We start from the raw sequence: 23,513 nt of genomic DNA, 5'->3' as shown, positions 1-23,513 counted from the left end.
GAGGAGCGGGGCCTGCGAAGACCCGCATGTGTCCCTCGGCACATCGCGCCCGTCGGTCACGCACGGCCAGTAGGGTGCGGCCATGACCCAGGTGATCGCCCACCGCGGCGCGTCCGGCTACCGCCCCGAGCACTCGCGGAGCGCGTACGAGCTCGCGATCGAGCTCGGCGCCGACGCGATCGAGCCGGACCTGGTGCCGACGAAGGACGGCGTGCTCGTGCTCCGCCACGAGAACGAGGTCTCCGGAACCACGGACGTCGCGGACCACCCCGAGTTCCGGCACCTCCGGACGACGAAGACCGTCGACGGGCACGCGGTGACGGGCTGGTTCACCGAGGACTTCACGTGGGCCGAGCTGCAGACCCTGCGGACCCGCGAGCGGCTGCCGGCGCTCCGGCCCGACTCGGCCGCGCACGACGGCGAGGAGCCGATCCTGCGCCTCGAGGACCTGCTCGCCATCCTCGACGCGGCACCACGACCGGTCGGGCTGGTCGCCGAGGTGAAGCACGCCGCGTTCTTCGACCGCGCCGGCTTCCCGATGGGCGAGCTCCTCGACCGGGCGCTGCGGGACGCCGGGTGGCGCGGCGACGAGCGGCTCACGATCGAGTGCTTCGAGAAGGGCGTGCTCCGCGATCTCCGCGCGCGCGGCACGGGTGGCCGGCTGGTGTACCTCCAGGAGGCGCGGGGCAGCGCCGCGGACGAGGTCGCGTCCCACGGGTCGCTGGCGCCCACGTACGCAGCGGAACGGTCCGACGACGCGCTGGCGGCGTTCGCACGCGAGTTCCACGGGATCAGCGTCGACCTCCCGACGCTGATGGCCGGGGTGGACAGCGTGGCCCTCGAGGACCCGGCACCCGTCCGGAGCGCGATCGTCGACCGGGCGCACGACGCCGGGCTCGCCGTCTACACGTGGACGCTGCGGCCGGAGAACCGCTTCCTGCCGGCACCCCTCCGCCGCGGTGGCGAGGTCGCGGGCTTCGGGGACTGGGAGCGCTGGTTCACCTCGGTGATCCGGACGGGGGTCGACGGGGTGTTCGCGGACCACACCGACCTCGCGGTGCTCGCCCGATCGGCTGTCGGAGGCCCGGCCTAGACTGTCCCGGTCATGACGATCGTGCTGGACCCCTTCGACTCCGCGCCCGACCAGGGTGCGGGCTCCCGCGCCTACGAGGACCCGTTCACCGCCGGTCTGAACCCCCAGCAGAAGGAAGCCGTCGAGTACCGCGGCGAGTCCCTGCTGATCGTGGCAGGAGCAGGCTCCGGCAAGACGAGCGTGCTCACGCGCCGCATCGCCCTGCTGCTGGCGAACCGTGAAGCCTGGCCGTCGCAGATCCTCGCGATCACGTTCACGAACAAGGCCGCCGCCGAGATGCGCGAGCGGGTCCGGGCACTGGTCGGGCAGGAGTCCGACGGCATGTGGATCTCCACGTTCCACTCGGCGTGCGTGCGGATCCTCCGGCGCGAGGCCGAGCGGTTCGGGTTCCCGCAGTCGTTCACGATCTACGACTCCGCCGACTCCCGGGCGCTGCTGAAGCGAATCATCAAGGAGCTCGAGGCGGACTCGCTCGGGCTGACGGTCGGTGCTGCGGCGTCGAAGATCTCGAAGCTCAAGAACGAGCTGCAGGACATCGACTCCTACGCCCGCAACATCAACGTGAACGACCCGCAAGAGGTCATGTTCACCGAGGTGTTCCGGCGGTACACGAACGAGCTGCGCCGGGCGAACGCGTTCGACTTCGACGACCTGATCGGGCAGACGGTGTTCCTGTTCCGGGCCTTCCCGGACGTCGCCGCGCTCTACCAGCGCCGCTTCCGCTTCATCCTGGTCGACGAGTACCAGGACACCAACCACGCCCAGTACGCCCTCATCCGCGAGCTCACGCGTCCGGTGCCCGTCGAACAGGTCGACAAGCTCGAGGACGCCGGCCAGCACGTCGCCCGCATGCGCGAGGCGGACGGGTCGATCGCCCCGGCGTCCCTGACCGTCGTCGGTGACTCCGACCAGTCGATCTACGCGTTCCGCGGGGCCGACATCCGCAACATCGTCGAGTTCGAGCGGGACTTCCCGAACTCGAAGGTGATCCTGCTCGAGCAGAACTACCGCTCGACGCAGAACATCCTCGACGCGGCGAACGCCGTCATCGCGAACAACTTCGACCGTCAGGCGAAGAACCTGTTCACCGACGTCGGCGCGGGCGACAAGATCGTCGGCTTCACCGGGTACACCGGCCACGACGAGGCCCAGTTCGTCGCGGACGAGGTCCAGCGCCTGCACGAGGAAGGCATGTCGTACCGCGACATGGCAGTCTTCTACCGGACGAACTCGCAGACCCGTGCGCTGGAGGAGATCTTCATCCGCGCGGCGATCCCGTACCGGGTGCTCGGCGGCACGAAGTTCTACGAGCGTGCCGAGATCAAGGACGCCATGGCGTACCTGATCACCGTCGCCAACCCTGCCGACCCGATGGCGCTCCGGCGGATCCTCAACGTGCCGAAGCGCGGCATCGGCGCCGTCACCGAGACGACCCTGCAGCGCTACGCCGACGAGCACGAGACGACGATGCGCGACGCTCTGCGGCACGCGGACGAGCTCGGGTTCGGCCCGAAGGTGCGGAACGCGATCACGTCGTTCGCAGCGCTGCTCGACGACGTCTCGTCGCGTGCCACCACGCAGCCGGTCGTCGACACCCTGACGCAGCTGCTCGACGGCTCCGGGCTGCTCGAGAACCTGCGCAAGTCGCCGGACGCGCAGGACGCCGCTCGTGCGGACAACATCGACGAGCTCGTGGCGGTCACGCGCGAGTTCCAGAAGAACAACCCCGAGGGCACGCTGTCCGACTTCCTGACCGAGGTGTCCCTCGTCGCCGCGGCGGACGAGCTCGACGACTCCTCCGGCACGGTGTCGCTGATGACGCTGCACACGGCGAAGGGCCTCGAGTACGACGCGGTGTTCCTCACCGGTGTCGAAGAGGACCTCCTGCCGCACCGGATGTCGGCGAACGAGCCGGGCGGCCCCTCGGAAGAGCGCCGGCTGTTCTACGTGGGCATCACGCGGGCGAAGAAGTCGCTGTTCCTGTCACTCGCGATGACCCGTGCGCAGTTCGGCGACGTGAACGTGGCGATGCCCTCCCGCTTCCTGCAGGAGATCCCCGAGGGGCTCATCGAGTGGAAGCAGTCGCCGGGCATGGCGAACAGCCGTGGCGGTACCGAACCGCGTGCGCTCAACGCGCGCCGCGGCGGCCCCGGTGGCGCGGGTGGCTCCGGCGGAGGCGGCGGTGGTGGCGGCTACCGCGGCGGTGGTGGCTGGGGCGGCGGCTCGTACGACCGTGCGGCGGCGGCGTCGAAGACCCGGCCGAAGACCGAGTGGGCGAACCGCGTCTCCGGGCAGGTCCGCGACAACGGCGACATGGAGCTCGTGGCGGGCGACCGGATCAAGCACGTCGACTTCGGCGAGGGCACGGTCTCGGCGGTGACCGGCCAGGGCGCCAAGCGCATCGCGGAGATCGCGTTCGACTCCGCGGGCCGCAAGAAGCTGCTCATCAAGATCGCGCCGATCGAGAAGCTCTAGCGCCGCTGCCGTCGCGGCCCGGTCTTGCGGCGCTGTCTGGCCGCGCTGTCGAGCTCGCAAAACACCGGTGTTCGTCGGTCAAACCGCCACATGACGCGGTTCAGCGGACGAACACCGGTGTTTTGCGGGAGGGGCACCGGCACCGGGACGGGACGGAACGGCTCAGGGCTGCAGCCGCGCGGTCGACCAAGTGCCGTCCGTGCGCACGTACTGCAGGCGCCGGTGCATCCGGTCGCGGCTGCCGTGCCAGAACTCGACGAGGTCGGGCTCGAGTCGCCAGGCGACCCACCCGGCAGGCCTCGGCACGTCGTCGTCCGACTCGGTGAGCAGCGCGTTCGCGTCGTCGATGAGGTCCTGGAGCGTCCGCGGAGCGAGCACGGCGGACTGGTCGGCGACGGCGGTCGCAGCGCGGGACTTCGGTGACCGGTCGGCGAAGAGCGCGTCGGACTCGGCGTCGGAGAGCTGCACCGCCCGCCCCTCGAACCGGAGCTGCTGCATCGTCTCGCGCCAGTACACCTGCAGGGCGGCGTGCGGGTTCTCGGCGAGTTGCCGTCCCTTCGGGCTCGCGGTCGAGGTCCCGAACACGAGTCCGCGGTCGTCGAGCCGCTTCACGTCGACGGTGCGTGCGCTCACCCGGCCGTCCGCCCCTGCCGTCGCGAGCGTCATCGACAGCGGCTCCGAGACGTCGCGGTCCGCGGCGCCGTCGAGCCACTGCCGGGCGAGGTCGAGCGGCGCGGCCGGGGGAGCGTCGAACTCGGGGAGGTGCAGGGAGTCGTCACCGGAGAGGGAAGCGGACATTCCCCCACCCAACCGCGCTCAGTCGCGCCACGTCCAGGTGGCCGGGGGACGTCCGGTGCGGCCGTCGGGAGCCGGGACCGCGGCGGTCCGTTCGAGCGCCGTGTTCGTGCGGAGCGCCCGGTTGAGGTTGCCGGGGTCCGATGGTGCGCCGTGCAGTGCGGTGTGCAGGTGCGCCGCGTCGGTGGTCGTGAACACCTCGCCGAGCAGTGCACGGGTGAGCGGCAGGTCACGCCAGAGCCGCGTCCGCACCTGGTCGAGCGCGGTCCGGATGATGGTGTCGTGGTCGAACGGGAGGCGCGGCTCGTCCCCGGCGGTCGTGCGCCACACCGTGGGTCCAGCGTCGGGCAGCGGGGCCACGACCGCCAGGAACGCGATGCTGATCGCGGCGTCGCGCGGGTCGCGTTCCGGCCCGTCGAACGCGCCGATCTGCGCGAGGTGCCGGACCGCCGCCGCGTCGATCCCGGTCTTGGTCCGGAGCGCGCGCTGCGCACCGTCGTCGAGGCGTTCCGCACCGTCCAGGAGCACGCCGGGGAGTGCCTCCAGGCCGGCGTACGGGTCGTACTGCCGACGCGCGGTCGCGACCCGCAACCCGCTGCCCGTCGTGAACGACACCGGGACGACGTCGATCGCGATGAGCGGCTGGTCGCGGGCCGCCGTGGCCGCGTCGGTCACGCCCGATCGCGCCGGGCTGCGCGGTCGGCGCGCTCCCGACGGAGCGTGTCGCGGACGTCGGCGAACGACTGGAGGCGCGTGAAGCGTCCGTCGACCCACACCGGCTGGAGCAGGCTGGTCGCCTCGTCGTCGGCGGTCGCCTGGTCGGTCTGCCGGATCTCGCCCGACTCGTCGCGGTGCAGGGCGATGCGGCCCTTGGCGCTCTTCTTGCCGCTGCCGGTCTTCGGGTCCTTCTGGATGTCGACGGGCTCGCCGTCGACCAGTGCCCAGGTGGCCTTCACGGCGCTGCCGAGGTTGTCCCGCGTCATGTACTGGTACGTGTACGACCCGATGCCGAGCACGATGTTGTCGCTCGAGTAGCCCTTCGCGGCGAGGCGCTCGTAGATCCGGCGGGCACGGTCGAGGGTGATGCTGTCGCCGTAGATGACGCCGATGTGCTGGTCGAGCACCTTGAAGCCCTGGTCGTTGACCGTGTGGCCGAAGAGCTCGTCGAGGAGTTCGACGACGCCCTTCTCCTCGTGGCTGCGACCGGGCGCGGTGAGCTCGGCCTCGGGGACGCCGTGCACGGTGCCGGTGACGATGTCGACCGGGTCGCCCGAGTCCGGACGGATGACGAGCTTGCCGTCGCGGGCGGTGATGCGGTCCTTGAGCTGCGGGAGCGTCTCGGTGAGGACCTTGAACAGGTCGAAGCCGTCGCTCACCGCCGAGACGATGCCCGTCGGGTACACGTCGAGGATCTGCGCGAAGGTCTCCAGCTCGCCGTCGGCGCCGCGGACGCACATGACGCTGTGCTCGGTCGCGGGGACGCTCGCCGCCACCCAGCCGTTGTCGCCGGGGTAGTAGCGGTCGATGAAGTCGAGGGAGGGCATCGAGTCGGTGCCGAGGAACGAGAGCAGGTGTCCGGCACCGCCCGCCGCGGCCGACTCGATGCTCGACTGCCCGCGGAACGAGAAGTCGTGGGCGGCGAAGTCGATGCTCGCGGGATCTGCACCGGTGCGGGCGGCCCAGTCCTCCATGAGGTCGCGGTACTCGAGCGCCTTCGTAGCGACCGTCGAGGGGTGCCAGATCGACGCAGACAGTGCGGTCTCGATGTAGTTCGGCAGCCAGAAGAACTCGTCGACGGTGTTCTCGACCGTCAGGGTGGCGACGCCGATCGGAGCGAGGGTGCCCTCGGGCAGCGCGCGGATCTCGAGCGGCAGGTAGCCCAGGCGGTGCAGGGCGCGGACGTGGTCGGTGCCGATGTGGTTCGGGCCGAAGTAGCCCTGGAGCGCCTGCTCGAACAGGCCGGCGACCTCGTCCTCGTCGGCGGCGAAGAACGGCGCCCACGCCTCGACGAGGGAGCGCTGGATGAACGCCTGCAGGCCGAAGACCACCGCGTGGGTCGACTCGGGCATGTGCGCGTTCGACCGGTTCGTCCAGTTGATCAGGATCCGGGTGGTGCCGGCCGGGTAGACCTGCCGGTGCGAGTGCTTGTAGCCGTCTACCGCCAGGAGCGGCGCGATCGGGCTGGCGGTGGTGATGCGGGGTTCGAGGCCGGCGGCGGTCGTGGCGGGGGTGGTGGTGCTCGTGGTGCTCGTGGTCTGCGTCATCGGATCTGCTCCGTCAGGTAGGGGGTGAGTGCGATCGTGCGCAGGCCCTCGATGGTGTTCTGCGCGGGGTACGAGTCGGTGGTGACGATCTCGCCGAAGTGGTCGGCGAGCTGTGCGGCCCGGCCGGAGAAGACGCCGTGCGAGACCCAGAGGCCCAGGCGCTCCTTCGGCAGGCCGGTGCAGCCCGCGAGGCCCATGAAGGTGCCACCGCCGTCGCAGATGTCGTCGACGACGAGGAACCGGCCGGTGTCCGGCAGGGGTTCGCACGAGAACGAGTCGAGCTTGCCGGTGTCCGGGTTGCGGTGTTTCTCGGCCCGGTAGACGGGGAGGCCGCTCGCCTCGGCCACAGCGGTGGCACGGGCGACCGCGCCCTTGTCCGGCGCGATGATGCCCTGGTACTGCTGCGCGCCCTTGCGCTCGCCCTTGCGCTCGCCGTGGTGCACGACCTGGTCGCGGACGACCTGCTCGCTCGTGACGACGGTGAGGTTGTCGACGAGCTCGACGATCACCGGCGAGTGCGGGTCGAAGGCGATCACCTGGTCGAGGTGGAAGCCGTTGACGACGTCCGCGTAGACCTTCGCGCCGAAGGGGATGCCGCGGTCCGCTCGGGCGCCGGGCAGGTACGGGATGAGCGCGACCGCCTTCGAGCCGCGCTGCTTGACCGCGTCCGCCCACATGCCGAGCATGAGGAGGTCGTTGCCGTCCGTGCCGCGCAGGGTCGCGATCTCGGTGAGGTCCCCCGGCGCGGCATCGTCGTGCTCGACCTTGACGTGGGCTTCACCCGCGGGGAACCGCATTGTGGAGAACGTCGGTGTCGTCGGGGTGCCCTGTGCGTCCCAGGTGCTGAGTTCGACTGCCATGGCTCGACCGTACCACGGTATTTGTCGCAATGACAAGAATCAGGTTCGGATGTGTCGCGCAGCCGTTCGGTGCATCGCCCGCAGCAGCAGCGGCCCGGGCAGGCGCAGCAGCCACCCCGGCACGAGCGACCGGACCCGGCGCACCCGGCGGACGGTCAGCCGGAAACGCCGCTGCTCGCGCGGCCCCCAGGCGAACCCGTACTGCTCGCGCACCGCATCCGGCAGCATCCCGACGGTGACGACGCGCACGAGGGGCATCGCCGCGCGCACCCAGACCGGCGCGAACCGCGGGTGCAGCAGGTCACGGACGACCCCGCGGGCATCGTCCGTCACCTCGAGCCGGTCCAGCGTGTCCGCCCAGTACCGGTCGAAGGCGTCGACGGAGTCCGGCCAGCGGCCGACCGGGACGCGGAGGGCGGTGCCGATCGGCGCGTACGCGCGGAGGACGGCCTCGGCGCGGACCGCGTCGACAGGGTCGCCGAACAGTTCGTGGGCCCGCCGCGCGGAGTCGAACAGCGTGGCGGCGACCCAGAGCTGCCGGTCCACCTCGTCGGCGCCGGTGACCGTCCGGTGGGCGCGGTGCACGAACGAGGTCGCGACGGCAGCGTCCGCGTCGGTGCCGATCACGACCGCGTACACGAACATCAGGGTGTGGGCCAGCCGCTGCTGCGGTCGACGCGCGAAGTCCGAGTGCCGCCGGACCCCCGCTCCGACGACGGGGTCGGCGATCTGCAGGAGGATGGCGCGGCCGCCCGCGGCCACCGGCGTGCTGTCGGCGAGGAACCGACGCAGGTCACGGTCCTGGACGCGACCGGTGGACGGCCTGGAGGCGCGGTGGCGGTCGTGCCCCGCACCTCCAGGCCGGCTGCTGGTCACGGACGCACCCCGCGTCGTCGCCGCCGCAGGGTCGGCTGGACGTCGACGGCGATCGCCGCGACGAGCGCGACGCCCCCGGCGACCAGGGAGACCGCCAGTGTCACGCCGTCGACGGGGACCCCCGTCGTCGTGACGAGGAGGGTGGCGACGAGCCAGATGGCCGGCAACGGCCAGAGGTGGGCCGGGGCTCCGGCGACGACGGCTCCGACGACCGCGACCACGAGCAGGAGGACCCACTCGACGACCGGACCCGACCGCACCGCGACGTTGCCCGCGGCGGCGGTGAGCAGCAGCGCGGCGAGCGAGATGAGCCGGACGGCGCCGGGCATGCGACGGACGCTGGCACGGACACGACGGAGCACGGCCCGATCGTACGGGGCCGTGCTCCGGGCAGGCCGTGTCAGAGGGGCTTGGTGCCGAGGTCGCCGCCCAGGTCGGGCAGTTCCTCGTCCTGCTCCCACAGGTCCGGCGATCCCTCTCGTGGGGCGCCGCCGGTGGGGCCGTCGTCGGTACCGTCGCCGGGCTGCGGCTCGACGGTCTCGCCGGCGACCGCGTCGTTCGTGACGGTCTCGAGGGACTCCTCGCGGAAGTCCTCCTCGTACGGGCCGGTGTGTTCGGTGTCCACGTCGTCGTCGCGGAACTCGTCGGTTCCGTCGTCGGGCGTGATGCCGGGGTCGCTCACTGCGCGCTCCTCTCGGTTCGGGGACTCCTGTCTACGCCGCCGGGCTGCGGAGGCGTCCGGTTCGCGGGGTGGACATCGTTCACCCGGCGGACACCTGCGGGTCACACCGGCGAGGCACACTCGCCGTGCTCGGGGGAGTGGAGCGCGGTCGCCGACGGGTGGTCGAGCGACCGCGCCTTCCCCCGCCCACTCGCCGCTCGTGGTTCAGACCCGTTCGAGCAGCTGCCGCTCCTCGACGTCGGCGAGGGCGAGCGTCCGGTACCCGGCGGACTCGAAGAACACCGTCAGCCGGTCGTCCTCCGTGCTCATGACCGTGCCGCGACCCCACTCGGCGTGCTCGACCGCGGCGTCGGTCGGCCAGCTGTCGTCGGAGGACCCGTTCGCTGCGTGCGACTCGGCTGCGGACCCGGACGAGCAGCTGTCGCAGTTGCCGCAGGGCTCCGGCAGCTCGTCGCCGAAGTACCCGAGGAGGAACTGCCGGCGGCACTCGTCGGTCTCGGCGTACCGGCGGATCATCGCGATCCGGGACTCCTCGATGCGCTCCCGGTCGGCAGCACGCTCCGAGGCGGCACGAGCCGCGTCGTCCGCGTGCTCCGGGCCGCCGGGGACACGCACGAGGCCGTCCCGCTCGTCGGACAGGGCACCCGCGTCGACCAGGGCGTTGGCGGCCCGTCCGGCCGTCCGCGCCGAGAGCCCGCTCGCGGCCGCGAGGTCCGAGCGCGCGAGCGGTCCGTCCGCCGGGACCGCGTCGAACACCGCGCGGAGCGAGGCGGGGCGGGGGCTGCCCGAGGCGAAGAAGCGCCGGAGCCCGAGGTCCTCCGCGCGGTAGTGCATCGTGGCGAGGGCGGGTTCGCCGTCGCGGCCCGCGCGTCCGACCTCCTGGTAGTAGGCGTCGACCGACTCCGGCACGTCGGCGTGCACGACGAAACGGACGTCGGGCTTGTCGATGCCCATGCCGAAGGCGCTCGTCGCGACGACCACGTCCACGTCCCCGTCGCGGAAGGCGTGGTGCACGGCCTCGCGGTCCCGCACCCGGAGACCCGCGTGGTACGGCTTCGCCCGACGACCGGCCTCGACCAGCTCGTCGGCGTACACGAGCGTCTCGGCCCGGGTCGCAACGTAGACGATCCCGTCGCCCTCGAGCCCCGCGACCTGCTCGACGAGCGCGTCCCGCTTGGCGTCGGCGTCGCTGTGCCGGACGACCTCGAGCCGGAGCTCGGGACGGTCGAACCCGGTGGCGAGCACGAGCGGGTCCCGCATCCCGAGCCGCTCGACGACCTCGGCGCGCACCGGTGAGGAACCGGTCGCCGTCATCGCCAGCACCGGCGGGCGTCCGAGTCGCTCGACGACCTCGCCGAGCACGAGGTAGTCGGGGCGGAAGTCGTGGCCCCAGGACGAGACGCAGTGCGCCTCGTCGACCGTCACCAGGGCGACCCCGGCAGCACGGAGCCGATCGACCACGTCGTCCTTCGCGAGCTGCTCCGGCGCGAGGAAGACGTAGCGAGCACCACCCGCCTCGACCGCGCCCCACGCCTCGTCGAGGTCGCGGCGGGCCCGGGTCGCGTTGATCGTGACCGCGCGCGGCGCCTCCGGGTGGTCCTCCAGCCCCACGACCTGGTCCTCCTGCAGCGCGACGAGGGGCGACACGACCACGATGGGGCCGTCGAGGGCGAGCCCGGCGACCTGGTAGATCGCGGACTTGCCGGATCCGGTCGGCATCACCGCGAGGGCGTCGCGGCCGGACAGCACGGCGTCGACCACCGTCTCCTGCTCGGGGCGGAGGTCCCACCCGAAGACGTCGGCGGCGCGGGAGCGGAGTGCGGTGTCCATCTGTTCGACGGTGCCGAGCGGTCGCTGTGGTCCCGTTCGGCGATGCGCGCACCGGACGGCGGGGCCGCGCAGAACGGATGCCGCATCCTGGCACCGGACGTCCACCCACCAGCGCTAGGCTCTGGGTCGGCCGTTGTCTCGACATCGAGCGACCCTCGATGTGGAGGCGCGACCGGGAAACCGATGCCGATCGCACGAACCGTGCGGGAAGAAGAACAGCGTGGATCTTTTCGAGTACCAGGCCAGGGACCTCTTCGAGTCCTACGGCGTCCCCGTCCTCCAGGGGATCATCGCCGACACCCCGGACGAGGCGAGGGCGGCGGCCGAGAAGATCGGTGGTGTCGTCGTCGTCAAGGCCCAGGTGAAGGTCGGCGGTCGCGGCAAGGCCGGCGGCGTCAAGGTCGCGAAGACCCCGGACGAGGCCTTCGAGCACGCCCAGGCGATCCTCGGCCTCGACATCAAGGGCCACACGGTCAAGCGCGTGATGATCGCCCAGGGCGCCGACATCGCCGAGGAGTTCTACTTCTCGGTGCTGCTCGACCGAGCCAACCGCTCCTACCTCTCCCTCACCAGCGTCGAGGGCGGCATGGAGATCGAGCAGCTCGCGGTCGAGAAGCCCGAGGCCCTCGCCCGCGTCGAGGTGAACCCCCTCACCGGCATCAACCAGGAGGCCGGCGAGGCGATCGCGCGCCAGGCCGGGTTCCCCGAGGAACTCGTCGAGCAGGTCGCGGGCGTCTTCGCCAAGCTCTACGACGTCTACGCCGGCGAGGACGCCACCCTCGTCGAGGTGAACCCCCTCGTCCGCACCGGCGACGGCCAGATCCTCGCCCTCGACGGCAAGGTCTCCCTCGACGAGAACGCCGACTTCCGCCACGAGGCCCACCAGGCGCTCGAGGACACCGCCAGCGAGGACCCGCTCGAGGCCAAGGCGAAGGCGCACGGCCTCAACTACGTCAAGCTCGACGGCCAGGTCGGCGTGATCGGGAACGGTGCCGGGCTCGTCATGTCGACGCTCGACGTCGTCGCCTACGCCGGTGAGCGCCACGGCGGCGTGAAGCCCGCGAACTTCCTCGACATCGGCGGCGGCGCCTCGGCGGAGGTCATGGCCAACGGCCTCGACGTCATCCTCGGCGACCCGCAGGTGAAGAGCGTCTTCGTCAACGTGTTCGGCGGCATCACCGCCTGCGACGCGGTCGCGAACGGCATCGTCGCAGCGCTCGGCATCCTCGGCGACGCGGCCACCAAGCCGCTCGTCGTCCGCCTGGACGGCAACAACGTGGACGAGGGTCGCCGGATCCTGCGCGAGGCGGCACACCCCCTCGTGACGATCGCCGCGACCATGGACGATGCGGCCGAGCAGGCCGCCGAGCTCGCCGCGGCCGCGGCGTAAGGAGCCTCAGAACAATGTCGATCTTCCTCAACAAGGACTCCAAGGTCATCGTCCAGGGCATCACCGGCGGCGAGGGCACGAAGCACACCGCGCTCATGCTCAAGGCCGGCACCCAGGTCGTCGGCGGCGTGAACGCCCGCAAGGCCGGCACGACCGTCACCCACGGCGACGTCACCCTGCCGGTGTTCGGCTCGGTGCGCGAGGCCATCGACACCACCGGTGCCGACGTCTCGATCGTCTTCGTCCCGCCGGCGTTCGCGAAGGACGCCGTGATGGAGGCCATCGACGCCGAGATCCACCTCGTCGTCGTCATCACCGAGGGCATCCCCGTGCAGGACTCCGCGGAGTTCTGGGCGCACGCGAAGGCCCTCGGCGGCAAGACCCGCATCATCGGCCCGAACTGCCCCGGCATCATCACGCCCGGTGAGTCCCTCGTCGGCATCACGCCGGCGACCATCACCGGCAAGGGCCCGATCGGCCTCGTGTCGAAGTCGGGCACGCTGACCTACCAGATGATGTACGAGCTCCGCGACCTCGGCTTCTCGACCGCCATCGGCATCGGCGGCGACCCGGTCATCGGCACGACGCACATCGACGCGCTCGCCGCGTTCGAGGCCGACCCCGAGACCGAGGCGATCGTGATGATCGGTGAGATCGGTGGCGACGCCGAGGAGCGCGCGGCCGACTACATCAAGGCGCACGTCACGAAGCCGGTCGTCGGCTACGTCGCGGGCTTCACCGCCCCCGAGGGCAAGACGATGGGGCACGCAGGCGCGATCGTGTCCGGTTCCGCCGGCACCGCCGAGGCGAAGAAGCAGGCGCTCGAAGCGGCCGGCGTGCGCGTCGGCAAGACGCCGTCCGAGACCGCTGCGCTGCTGCGCGAGGTGGTCGCCTCCCGCTAGGCCCTGCTCGCGAGAGCGCCGGCAAAACACCGGTGTTCGTCGGTCGAACCGCCTCATGTGCGGGTTCGGCTGACGAGCACCGGTGTTTTGCGGAGGCCGCCGCGCGCCGCGCGGCTCCCCGGGGAAGGGGGGTCGGGCACGTATCCTCGCTGCGATGAACCGCCTGGGAACCGCACTGCTCGCCGCGATCGAGGCGGTCGTGACGGTCGGCGTCGGCCTCGGGATCGCCCTGGTCCCGCTCACCCTGCTCTGGGGCTTCGAGTACGGGCTGCAGATCGACTGGGACGTCTTCTGGAAGGCCACGGGGAGCGTCTGGCTCGTCGGACACGGCGTCGACGTGTCGTTCCTGCTCGGTTCGGCGCTCGCCAAGTCCTCGGGCGTCAGCGGCGCCACCGACCCGATCCACGTCACGCTCGCGGCACTCGGCTTCGCGATCGTCACGGCCTGGCTCGCCGCACGTGCCGGACGTCGGTTCGCCGAGACCGAGCACCGCAGCACGGGCCTGCTGGTCGGCACGGCCGTCGTCGCGGTCCTCGGGCTCGCCGTCGCGCTGTCGACCCGGTCCGCTGCCACCGACCCCACCACGTGGCAGGCGATCGTCCTCCCCGCGCTCTGGTTCGGGATCCCCGCCTACGCCGCGTCCGAGCTCTGCCGACACCGGCGCGGACTCCCCGCCGACCCGGTGACCCAGCGGGTGCTCGACCTGGCCGGTCGCGTGCCGGCCGACTGGCGCGCCGTCGCGGCCTTCGGCCTCCGCGCGGGGACGGCCGCCACCGCAGCGGTGGTCGCCGTCGCGGGCGTCGTGGTCGCCTTCCTGCTCTTCACGTCGTTCGCCGAGGTCATCTCCCTGTACGAACGGTCGCACGCGGGCGTCATCGGGGGCATCGCGCTCACCGTCGGTCAGCTCGCGTTCCTGCCGGACTTCGTCGGGTGGGCAACCTCGTGGCTCGTCGGCCCGGGCTTCGCGATCGGCACCGGCTCGAGCGTCTCCCCGATCGGCACGACGCTCGGCCCCATCCCCGGTCTGCCGGTGTTCGGCGCCCTCCCCGCGTCGGGTCACACGTTCGGGCTCGTCTGGGTGCTCGTGCCCGTGATCGCCGGGTTCGCGGTCGGCGGACTCCTCCGCCCGCGGCTCGTCGATGCGCTCGGCAGCGCGAACTCGGCGCTGCGCCGAGCCCTCGGCGGGATCGCGGCGGGCATCGTGGCGGGTGTGCTCACCGGGCTCGTCGCCTGGGTCTCGTCGGGGTCGTTCGGCCCCGGACGGCTGGCCGACGTCGGCCCGCACGCCCTGGTGGTCGGGGCGTTCGCAGCGCTGGAGGTCGGTGTGCCGGCGGCCGTGGCGCTCGCCGCGGGCAGCGACCTCATCCGGATGCCCGAGCGCGGCTGGACCGGCGACCGCTGGCACGAGACCGTCGACACGGCCGCCGAGGACGAGGCGGCCGAGCGCGAGGGTTCGCTGCTCGCGGCGCTCGACCAGGCCGGAGCGGGACGCACCACCGACGTGCACCGCTTCGTCGTCGAGGAGCCGCACGCCGGTTCCGTGCCCACGCGGGCCGACCAGCCGACCGAGCCGATCCACGACGCGGACGCGCGCGACGCGGATGCGCGCGACGCGGACGCGCGCGACGCGGACGACGAGGCGCACGACGACGCCCAGGGAGCCGGCCACGCGGCGGAGGCTGCCGGCGGTGCCGAGCCGCACCGCGCCTCCAGGCCAGCCGACACCGACACCGAGGCCGACGTCGAGCTCCCCGAGTGGGCCCGCACCGACGTCGTCGCGGCGGACCGCGTGACCGACGCACGCCGCCCCGCCGCCCGCGGTGGCGTCGGTGCCGTCCGGGACCGCCTCCGCGGTGCTGCCGACACCGTCCGCGGACGCGCCGGCGAACTCCGCGACCGGGTGACGGGCTCCGACGTCGACCGCGACCAGCGTGCCTCCGACGGAGGTCGAGCACCGGCCGCCGCACCCCTGCCCACCGCGCCCGGCACCGAGGCCCAGCCCGCGTTCCCGTGGAGCACCGAGGAGTTCGTCGCCGGCCGCGACGACGCCGAGGACGACGTGCCGGAACAGCAGCCGGCGACGCCGCTGAAGCCGGCGTCGCGGTGGGACGCGACCGACCAGATCCCCGAGGACGAGCTGCCGTGGTGGCGTCGACCGAAGGACGACCGCTAGCTGCCCGCGTCGCACGGCGGCACGCCCGGTAGGGTTGATCCCGTGCTCGAACTGGTCGTCCTGATCTCCGGTGCCGGCTCGAACCTCCGAGCCCTCCTCGACGCGACCCTCGATGCGGAGTACCCCGCGCGGGTCGTGGCCATCGGTGCCGACCGCGACGCCGAGGGCCTCGGTCTGGGCGAGGAGTACTCCATCCCGACCTTCACGGTGCCGTTCACGCGGTTCGACTCGCGTGCCGAGTGGGGCCGCGAACTCGCCGCGCAGATCCGGCCGTGGTCGCCCGACCTGCTCGTGCTGTCCGGCTTGATGCGCCTGCTGCCGCCGGCCGTGGTGTCCGAGTTCGGCCCCGCGATCATCAACACGCACCCCGCGTACCTCCCCGAGTTCCCCGGCGCGCACGGCGTGCGGGACGCCCTCGCGGCGGGCGTCACCGAGACCGGCGCGAGCGTCATCAAGGTCGACGACGGGGTCGACAGCGGCCCGATCCTCGCCCAGGAGCGCGTCCCGGTCCTGCCCGGCGACTCCGAGTCGACGCTGCACGACCGCATCAAGCCGGTCGAGCGCCGCCTCCTCATCCAGACCATCCTCGACATCGCCAACGGCACCACCGACCTGAAGGGCACCCCGAGCGCATGAGCGTGCACGCAGCCGACCCCAGCCTGTACCGCGACCGGGACCTCGTCCCCGTGCGGCGGGCGCTCATCTCGGTGAGCGACAAGTCCGGCCTGCTCGAGCTCGCCGGTGCCCTCGCCGACGCCGGCGTCGAGATCGTGTCGACCGGTTCGACGGCGCAGACCATCCGTGACGCCGGGTACGCCGTCACCGACGTCTCCAGCGTCACCGGCTTCCCGGAGTCGCTCGACGGCCGCGTGAAGACGCTGCACCCGTCGGTGCACGCGGGCCTCCTCGCCGACCTCCGCCTCGAGTCGCACGAGCAGCAGCTCGGCGAGCTCGGCATCGAGCCGTTCCAGCTCGTGGTCGTCAACCTGTACCCGTTCGTCGAGACCGTGGCCTCGGGCGCCGACACCGCGACCGTGGTCGAGAACGTCGACATCGGCGGCCCCGCGATGGTCCGCGCGTCGGCGAAGAACCACCCGAACGTCGCGATCGTCGTCTCGCCGGCCTCCTACGCCGAGGTCGTCGAGGCCGTCCGTGCCGGCGGCACCACGCTCGAGCTGCGGAAGCGCCTCGCCGCGCAGGCCTTCGCGCACACCGCGGCCTACGACACCGCGGTCGCCTCGTACTTCGCGAGCGACGTCGTCACGACGGGCACAGCTGCAGCGCCGACCACCGACGGCGACATCGAGACGCCGGGTGCCTTCGACGAGTCGCTCGCGTTCGAGGCCACGCTCGGGTCGACCCTCCGCTACGGCGAGAACGCCCACCAGGCCGCCGCGCTGTACACGACCGAGGGCGGCACCGGCATCGCCCAGGCCACGCAGCTGCACGGCAAGGAGATGTCCTACAACAACTACGTCGACGCCGACGCCGCCGTCCGTGCCGCGTACGACTTCGCCGAGCCCGCCGTCGCGATCATCAAGCACGCCAACCCGTGCGGCATCGCGATCGCCCCGGCGGACGCCGCTGACCCGATCGCCGCCGCGCACGCCGCCGCGCACGCCTGCGACCCGCTGTCGGCGTTCGGTGGGGTCATCGCCGCGAACCGCCCCGTCACGGTCGCGATGGCGGAGACGGTCAAGGACATCTTCACCGAGGTCGTCATCGCCCCGGCGTTCGACCCCGAGGCGATCGAGATCCTCTCCCGCAAGAAGAACATCCGCCTGCTCACGCTGCCCGTCGACTTCGCCCTCGCCCCGCGCGAGGTCAAGCAGATCTCCGGCGGCTTCCTCGTGCAGGACGCCGACCGCTTCACCGCCTTCGACCAGGCCACCTGGAACCTCGTCGCGGGGGAGCCCGCCGACGAGCAGACGCTCGCCGACCTGGCCTTCGCGTGGAAGGCGAGCCGTGCGGTGAAGTCCAACGCGATCCTGCTGGCGAACCAGGGCGCGAGCGTCGGCGTCGGCATGGGGCAGGTCAACCGGGTGGACTCGTGCCACCTCGCGGTGACCCGTGCCGGCGAGCGTGCCTCGGGCAGCGTCGCCGCCTCGGACGCGTTCTTCCCGTTCGCCGACGGCCTGCAGGTGCTCCTCGACGCGGGTGTCCGCGCGGTGGCGCAGCCCGGCGGCAGCGTCCGCGACGACGAGGTCATCGCCGCCGCGAAGGCCGCGGGCGTGACGATGTACTTCACGGGCGAGCGGCACTTCTTCCACTGACGCGCCGGACGGCGCGACGGACGGCGCGCCGGTCGAGAAGCCAGACGGCGCGCCGGCCGGTCCGCATCGACGGAACGGGAATGTCCGGAACCCTATTGCGCGCTGAGAGTCACTGAGAATAGTCTGTAAGGCTCCGCGACAGGCACGCCGACGACCCAGCACCACGGGTCGGCGGCACCGCGGACACAACGGTGACGAAGACGACGACTGGAGTGACGATGAACACGACGACCGGAATCGTGGCGACGGATGCCCGTGCGGATGTCGTGTCCCTCGTGGGGACCGCTCCCGACGCACGACCGCAGGACCGAGCGCGCGCAGCACGACCGCGCCTCGCCCCCGCAGCCGTCGCGCCGCACCCGTACCAGGGTGCGCCCGCCGTCACGGCACCGCTGTCCGCGTAGGGCTGTCTCCCACAGCCAGCGACGAGCCGTCGGCTCCGACCGACGACGACGAGCACGCGACGAGCGGCCGCGACACCAGCGGCGGCGACGAGCACGGGCCCGCGCGAGCCCACGCCTGAACCCGGGGGACGACTGTCTCCCGGTGCACTCCGACCGAACCGACGCCGCTCGACGAGCGGCGGCGGGCGACCGTGTCCCGACCGGCGCGCACCTCACCAGGGTGCGTGCGGACCGAGACCGGACCGACCGCTCGGCCGACGACCACCACGCAACGGACACCGAGCCTCCAGACCGGACCTGCCGCGACAGCGGCTCCCGGCCCCGAGGCCCCGGCACGACGCACGAGGACGCGAACCCCATGTCCAAGACGCCAAACCAGGCGCGCCCGTCCACCGACCGACCCTCGACCTTCCGCGCCATCGCGCGGATCTACCCGTACGTGAAGCCCTACCAGGGCCGCCTCATCGCCGGCATGGCAGCCGCGATGGGTGCCTCCCTGGTGGCGCTCGCGATCCCCTACGTGCTGCAGTGGCTCGTCGACGGCCCGCTGTCGTCGCGCGACTCGGCACAGATCTGGCCCGCCGGCCTCGGCGTCCTCGCCCTCGGTGTGCTCGAGGCGTTCTTCATCGCCTCGCGCCGCCGGATGGTGATGCGCCCGTCGACCCGCATCGAGACGAGCATGCGGAACGCGCTGTACGCGAAGCTGCAGGACCTGCCGGTGGCGTTCCACGACCGCTGGGAGTCCGGACAGCTGCTGTCGCGTTCGGTCTCCGACCTGTCGCTCATCCGTCGCTGGCTGGCCTTCGGCGTCGTGCTGCTCGTCGTCAACATCGTGACGATCGTCGTCGGCTTCGTCGTGCTGTTCACCTTCGGGTGGCTGCTCGGGCTGATCTTCCTCATCGCGTCGATCCCGCTGTGGATCAACGGCCTGCTGTTCGAACGCCGGTACTCCGTGGTCGCGCGCCGCAGCCAGGACCAGGTCGGCGACCTCGCCACGAGCGTCGAGCAGTCGGTGCACGGCATCCGCGTGCTCAAGGCGTTCGGCCGTGGCCGGTACAAGCTCGACGAGTTCAGCGAGCAGGCCGAGGCGCTGCGCGGCACCGAGATCGAGAAGGCCAAGGCGATCGCGAGCATCTGGCTGTGGCTGCTGCTCGTGCCCGACGTCGCCTTCGCGCTGTGCCTGCTCGCGGGCGTCTACCTGGCCAGCCAGGGGCAGCTGTCCGTGGGGCAGCTGTTCGCGTTCTTCGCGACCGCGACGGTGCTGCGGTTCCCGATCGAGTCGATCGGCTTCCTGCTCTCGATGACGTTCGACACCCGCACCGCGGTCGACCGGTTCTTCGAGGTCATGGACTCCGAGAACACGATCACGGACCCGGAGTCGCCGAAGACGATCGCGGAGCCGCACGGTGCGCTCTCGTTCAACAACGTGCACTTCCGGTACCAGGACTCGCCCCCGCAGTTCCCCGACCTCGTCAACGGGGTCGAACTGCAGCTCCGGCCGGGCGAGACCATGGCGCTCGTCGGCCTGACCGGCTGCGGCAAGACCACGCTGCTGTCGCTCGTCCCGCGGCTGTACGACGTGACCGGTGGTTCGGTGACGATCGACGGGGTCGACATCCGCGACCTCACCCGCGAGGAGCTGCGGCGTCACGTCGGCGTCGCGTTCGAGGACGCCACCCTGTTCTCGACGACGGTGCGGCAGAACGTGCTGCTCGGTCGCCCGGACATCGAGGGCGAGGAGGCCGAGGCGCTCATGCGCGAGGCGCTCGACATCGCCCAGGCGTCCTTCGTGGACGACCTGCCGGACGGCGTCGACACCCGTGTCGGCGAGGAGGGCCTGTCCCTCTCCGGCGGTCAGCGGCAGCGACTCGCCCTCGCCCGCGCCATCGCGGCGCGGCCGTCGGTGCTCGTCCTCGACGACCCGCTGTCCGCGCTCGACGTGGACACCGAGGCGCGGGTCGAGGCGGGCCTCCGTCGCGTCCTCGCCGAGACGACGTCGCTCATCGTGGCGCACCGTCCGTCGACGGTGACGCTCGCGGACCGCGTCGCCCTGATGGAGAACGGCGTCGTCACCGCCGTCGGCACCCACTCGGAGCTGATGGCCACCAACGACCACTACCGCTACGTCATCTCGTCGCTCGACGAGGACGACGCCACCGCACGAGAGGAGGCGATGGCATGAGCCAGCAGACCGACCAGAACCTGCCTGGAGGCACGGCGTCCGTCGACGAGACGGCCGAAGGGGTGCAGACTGCCGCACCCGTCACCGCGTCGATCACCACCCTGGGCGTGCGCGGCGAGGAGCGTGAGGACTTCACGAAGGCCGAGAGCAAGCGCCTGCGGCGCCGGTCCCTCGCCCTGCTCGGGTCGCTCGCGGCCCCGCTGAAGATGCGCCTCGTCCTGCTCGGCATCGTCGTGGTGGTCTCCACCGCGGGGACCGTCGCCGGGCCGGCGCTCATCGCGTGGGGCATCGACAACGCCCTGCCGGCGGTGCTCGACCAGAACGACTGGGTACCGGCGTTCGCGGTCGTCGCGACGTACATCGTCGTGGCGGTCCTCGGTGCCGTGCTGACCGCCTGGTACACCGTGCTCGCTGCACGCATCAGCCAGGCGATCCTGTTCGACCTGCGCAAGCGGGTGTTCCTGCACACGCAGCGGCTGTCGCTCGAGTTCCACGAGACCTACACGTCCGGCCGGATCATCTCCCGCCAGACGAGTGACCTCGACTCCATCCGGGAACTCCTCGACTCCGGGTTGAACCAGCTCATCCAGGGTGTGCTCTACATGGTGTTCACGGCGATCGCGCTCGTGGCGCTCGACCCGACCTCCGGGCTCGTGCTCGCCGTGTCGCTCGTGCCGCTGTGGTTCCTGATCCGCTGGTTCCAGACGAACTCGCAGACGCTGTTCCGCGCCACCCGTGTCACCTCGGCGCGCGTGATCGTGCACTTCGTCGAGACGATGACCGGCATCCGCGCGGTGCAGGCCTTCCGCAAGGAGTCCCGCAACCGTGACGAGTACGGCGGCTTCGTCGAGGACTACCGGGTGGCGAACACGAAGGTGTTCAACCTGTTCGGGACCTTCGACCCGGTGCTCGTGCTCATCGGGAACGCCACGCTCGCGGCGGTCGTCATCGTGGGCGGCTTCCGCATCGTGGACGGCTCGCTCGAGGTCGGTGCGCTGCTCGCGGTCGCGCTGTACGCCAAGCGGTTCTTCGACCCGGCGCAGGAACTCGCGATGTTCTACAACGGGTACCAGTCCGCGTCCGCGGCGATGGAGAAGATCTCCGGCGTGCTCGAGGAGCGGCCGAGCGTGCCAGACCCCGCGAAGCCGGTGAAGCTGCCGGACGCCACCGGGAAGATGGACTTCGACGACGTCGTGTTCGCCTACAACAAGGGCAAGGTCGTGCTCCCCGAGTTCGACCTGCACATCCCGGCGGGGCAGACCATCGCGCTCGTCGGATCCACCGGTGCCGGCAAGTCGACGCTCGCCAAGCTGATGGCGCGCTTCTACGACCCGTCACAGGGGTCCGTGCAGCTCGACGGCGTGGACCTCCGCGACATCGACCCGAAGGACATGCGCCGCGCGATCGTCATGGTCACGCAGGAGGCGTACCTGTTCTCCGGCACCGTCGCGGACAACATCGCCCTCGGCAAGCCCGGGGCGTCGCGGTCCGAGATCGAGTCGGCGGCCAAGGCGGTCGGCGCGCACGAGTTCATCATGGCGCTGCCCGACGGGTACGACACCGACGTGAACAAGCGCGGTGGCCGGGTGTCGGCCGGGCAGCGACAGCTCCTGTCGTTCGCCCGGGCGTTCATCGCGGACCCGAAGGTGCTCATCCTCGACGAGGCCACGGCATCGCTCGACATCCCGTCCGAGCGGCTCGTGCAGGAGGGGTTGGAGACCCTGCTCGCGGACCGCACGGCCGTGATCATCGCGCACCGTCTGTCCACCGTCGCGATCGCCCACCGGGTGCTCGTGATGGAGTACGGCCGGATCGTCGAGGACGGCACGCCGGACGACCTCATCGCCGGCACGGGCCGGTTCGCCCAGCTGCACGCGGCCTGGCGCGACTCGCTCGTGTGACGCACGCTGGCGGGCTGCACGCGTGGTTGGCTTGCTCCATGAGCAACGACAGCGTGCAGCCCGGCGGCGTCGCCCTGCGCGACCCCTTCTACGGGGCACCCTTCACCGAGGCCGTCCGCCGGTTCTGGCGGAAGTACACGGTCTTCACCGGACGGGCCTCGCGGTCCGAGTTCTGGTGGTGGTGGATCACCTCGCTCGCGATCGGCCTCGTGCTGCAGCTCGTGCCGCAGGTGTTCACCCCGAACAGCCCGATGCTCGAGAACCCGATCGGCTCGTACCTGTTCGTGCTCTGGGCCCTGGCGACGCTCGTCGGTTCGCTCGCACTCGGCGCCCGACGCCTGCACGACGCGAACCTGTCCGGCTTCTGGCAGTTCCTGCACGTCCTGGTCGGCATCGGCTCGCTCGTGCTGTTCGTGATGTTCCTGCTCCCCTCGAACAGTCGCGGCGCGCGCTTCGACCTGTGAGCGGGGACGCTGCTGCGCCGCCGGGGCGCGCGCTACGACGGCTGAGCTGGCCGCGGCCGGCCGGTCAGAACGGGTCGTCCGCGTCCGTCGACGGTGACCAGCGCGCCCGACGCATGTCGATCCTCCAGGTCGTGGTCCCCTGCACGAGCGGCGTCCCCTCGGCACGGTAGTGCTCGTGCGCGCGGGCCTCGTGGTGGACGGGAGGCAGTCCGCCGGAGCGGACCACGCGCCACCAGGGCAGGTCGGCGCCCTCGTGGGCCATCACCTTGCCGACGGCGCGGGACGCCCGGGAGCCGAGGGCAGCGGCGACGTCGCCGTACGTCATCACGTGACCCGAGGGGATGAGCCGCACTACCTCGGCGACCGCTGCGCCGAAGTCGTCGGCTGCGCGCTCGTCGGGCACCGCGTCAGAGGGTCAGGACCGCGAAGTGGTCGCCGTACTGCGTCTCGCGAACGACCTCGAACCCGACCGCGCGGAAGAAGGCCTCGGGGCTGTCGTCGCCGCCCGGCTCGTACACGACGGTGAGCCGCTCCATGCCCCGGCTGCGTGCCTCGTCCGCGAGACCGTGCACGGCGAACCGGCCGACGCCGCGTCCCTGCGCCGTCGCGGACACGTTCACGCGCCAGATCGCGCTGCGGAGCTCTTCCTCGGAGTTGTCCTCGTCGAAGGTGCCGATGATCATCCCGACCACCTCGTCACCGTCGAGGACGACGCGGGTCCACGCCGAACTCGGCTTCACGTCGGACTCTGCGACGCCGTAGGTCGTCGGTTGGACGAACTGCTCCTGACCGGGCTTGAGCGTCAGGGAGTTGGCCGCCGCAGCGGTCGACGCGGAGAGTTCTTCGAGGCGGAGGTCCGTCATGCCGCTCAGGCTAACGGTGCGACCCGTGTGGGGGCCAGTGGGACGGGAGTTCGATACCGCACCGTTGTGCGGCGGACCGCGCGGTA

21 protein-coding genes are annotated in these 23,513 nt (G+C 71.7%); 11 read left to right on the top strand and 10 right to left on the bottom strand.

All coding sequences use genetic code 11. From position 1 onward, the window contains the following. Nucleotides 1-82 precede the first annotated feature (82 nt). Nucleotides 83-1,093: a glycerophosphodiester phosphodiesterase family protein gene (locus BLT36_RS00930; RefSeq protein WP_092091128.1), complete on the top strand. Its 1,011-nt coding sequence runs from the start codon at nt 83-85 to the stop codon at nt 1,091-1,093. A gap of 12 nt (nt 1,094-1,105) precedes the next feature. Then, nucleotides 1,106-3,568, top strand: a complete 2,463-nt coding sequence (locus tag BLT36_RS00925; RefSeq protein WP_092091126.1) for an ATP-dependent helicase — start codon at nt 1,106-1,108, stop codon at nt 3,566-3,568. A 162-nt stretch (nt 3,569-3,730) separates the two neighbouring features. Here BLT36_RS00925 and BLT36_RS00920 read toward each other — a convergent pair whose 3' ends face one another. From BLT36_RS00920 to BLT36_RS00890, 8 genes are all read right to left on the bottom strand, one after another. After that, nucleotides 3,731-4,366 carry a pyridoxal 5'-phosphate synthase gene (locus BLT36_RS00920; protein WP_092091124.1) on the bottom strand — a complete coding sequence of 212 codons (636 nt, stop codon included), beginning with the start codon at nt 4,364-4,366 and terminating at the stop codon, nt 3,731-3,733. Nucleotides 4,367-4,384: 18 nt separating this feature from the next. After that, nucleotides 4,385-5,038, bottom strand: a complete 654-nt coding sequence (locus BLT36_RS00915) for an NUDIX hydrolase (RefSeq protein ID WP_092091122.1) — start codon at nt 5,036-5,038, stop codon at nt 4,385-4,387. Beyond that, nucleotides 5,035-6,627: a nicotinate phosphoribosyltransferase gene (locus BLT36_RS00910; protein ID WP_092091120.1), complete on the bottom strand. Its 1,593-nt coding sequence runs from the start codon at nt 6,625-6,627 to the stop codon at nt 5,035-5,037. The genes BLT36_RS00915 and BLT36_RS00910 overlap by 4 nt, the downstream gene beginning before the upstream one ends. Next, entirely contained in the window at nt 6,624-7,487 is an 864-nt protein-coding gene (locus tag BLT36_RS00905) for a hypothetical protein (protein WP_092091119.1), read from the bottom strand. The genes BLT36_RS00910 and BLT36_RS00905 overlap by 4 nt, the downstream gene beginning before the upstream one ends. A 39-nt stretch (nt 7,488-7,526) precedes the next feature. Next, entirely contained in the window at nt 7,527-8,363 is an 837-nt protein-coding gene (locus BLT36_RS00900) for an oxygenase MpaB family protein (RefSeq protein WP_175529432.1), read from the bottom strand. Beyond that, complete coding sequence (locus BLT36_RS18535) at nt 8,360-8,725, bottom strand: hypothetical protein (protein ID WP_175529431.1); 366 nt, start codon at nt 8,723-8,725, stop codon at nt 8,360-8,362. The genes BLT36_RS00900 and BLT36_RS18535 overlap by 4 nt, the downstream gene beginning before the upstream one ends. A gap of 38 nt (nt 8,726-8,763) precedes the next feature. Then, complete coding sequence (locus tag BLT36_RS00895; protein WP_092091116.1) at nt 8,764-9,045, bottom strand: hypothetical protein; 282 nt, start codon at nt 9,043-9,045, stop codon at nt 8,764-8,766. A gap of 204 nt (nt 9,046-9,249) precedes the next feature. Beyond that, nucleotides 9,250-10,875: a RecQ family ATP-dependent DNA helicase gene (locus tag BLT36_RS00890; RefSeq protein WP_092091114.1), complete on the bottom strand. Its 1,626-nt coding sequence runs from the start codon at nt 10,873-10,875 to the stop codon at nt 9,250-9,252. 220 nt (nt 10,876-11,095) lie between these two features. On the opposite strand from BLT36_RS00890, the gene sucC reads away from it, so the two are divergent. The 9 genes from sucC (at nt 11,096) to BLT36_RS00845 (ending at nt 22,564) form a co-directional block, all read left to right on the top strand. Next, entirely contained in the window at nt 11,096-12,265 is a 1,170-nt protein-coding gene (gene sucC, locus BLT36_RS00885; RefSeq protein ID WP_092091112.1) for an ADP-forming succinate--CoA ligase subunit beta, read from the top strand. Between the two features lie 14 nt (nt 12,266-12,279). Beyond that, on the top strand, nt 12,280-13,167 hold the full coding sequence (gene sucD / locus BLT36_RS00880) for a succinate--CoA ligase subunit alpha (protein ID WP_092091110.1): 888 nt from the start codon (nt 12,280-12,282) through the stop codon (nt 13,165-13,167). Between the two features lie 154 nt (nt 13,168-13,321). Continuing rightward, a complete protein-coding gene (locus tag BLT36_RS00875; RefSeq protein ID WP_092091108.1) occupies nt 13,322-15,340 on the top strand; it encodes a cell division protein PerM in 2,019 nt (672 codons plus the stop codon). Nucleotides 15,341-15,382: 42 nt separating this feature from the next. Further along, entirely contained in the window at nt 15,383-15,976 is a 594-nt protein-coding gene (gene purN, locus BLT36_RS00870) for a phosphoribosylglycinamide formyltransferase (protein ID WP_092091106.1), read from the top strand. Beyond that, nucleotides 15,973-17,613, top strand: coding sequence for a bifunctional phosphoribosylaminoimidazolecarboxamide formyltransferase/IMP cyclohydrolase (gene purH / locus BLT36_RS00865; RefSeq protein WP_092091104.1), 1,641 nt, complete (start codon nt 15,973-15,975; stop codon nt 17,611-17,613). The genes purN and purH overlap by 4 nt, the downstream gene beginning before the upstream one ends. 218 nt (nt 17,614-17,831) lie before the next feature. Then, entirely contained in the window at nt 17,832-18,017 is a 186-nt protein-coding gene (locus BLT36_RS00860) for a hypothetical protein (RefSeq protein ID WP_139166304.1), read from the top strand. A 358-nt stretch (nt 18,018-18,375) separates the two neighbouring features. Then, on the top strand, nt 18,376-20,199 hold the full coding sequence (locus BLT36_RS00855) for an ABC transporter ATP-binding protein (protein WP_092094194.1): 1,824 nt from the start codon (nt 18,376-18,378) through the stop codon (nt 20,197-20,199). A gap of 92 nt (nt 20,200-20,291) precedes the next feature. After that, entirely contained in the window at nt 20,292-22,100 is a 1,809-nt protein-coding gene (locus tag BLT36_RS00850; RefSeq protein WP_092094192.1) for an ABC transporter ATP-binding protein, read from the top strand. A gap of 38 nt (nt 22,101-22,138) precedes the next feature. Further along, nucleotides 22,139-22,564: a DUF805 domain-containing protein gene (locus BLT36_RS00845; protein WP_092091100.1), complete on the top strand. Its 426-nt coding sequence runs from the start codon at nt 22,139-22,141 to the stop codon at nt 22,562-22,564. A 64-nt stretch (nt 22,565-22,628) separates the two neighbouring features. Here the strand turns inward: BLT36_RS00845 and BLT36_RS00840 are convergent, their stop codons facing one another. After that, entirely contained in the window at nt 22,629-22,967 is a 339-nt protein-coding gene (locus BLT36_RS00840) for an MGMT family protein (protein ID WP_092091098.1), read from the bottom strand. A 4-nt stretch (nt 22,968-22,971) separates the two neighbouring features. Continuing rightward, nucleotides 22,972-23,427, bottom strand: coding sequence for a GNAT family N-acetyltransferase (locus tag BLT36_RS00835; RefSeq protein WP_092091096.1), 456 nt, complete (start codon nt 23,425-23,427; stop codon nt 22,972-22,974). Between the last annotated feature and the right edge of the window lie 86 nt (nt 23,428-23,513).

It is taken from the genome of Curtobacterium sp. UNCCL20, from assembly GCF_900101675.1.
In the GTDB taxonomy this organism is placed as follows: domain Bacteria; phylum Actinomycetota; class Actinomycetes; order Actinomycetales; family Microbacteriaceae; genus Curtobacterium.
This window is presented reverse-complemented; position numbering and strand designations above follow the sequence as displayed.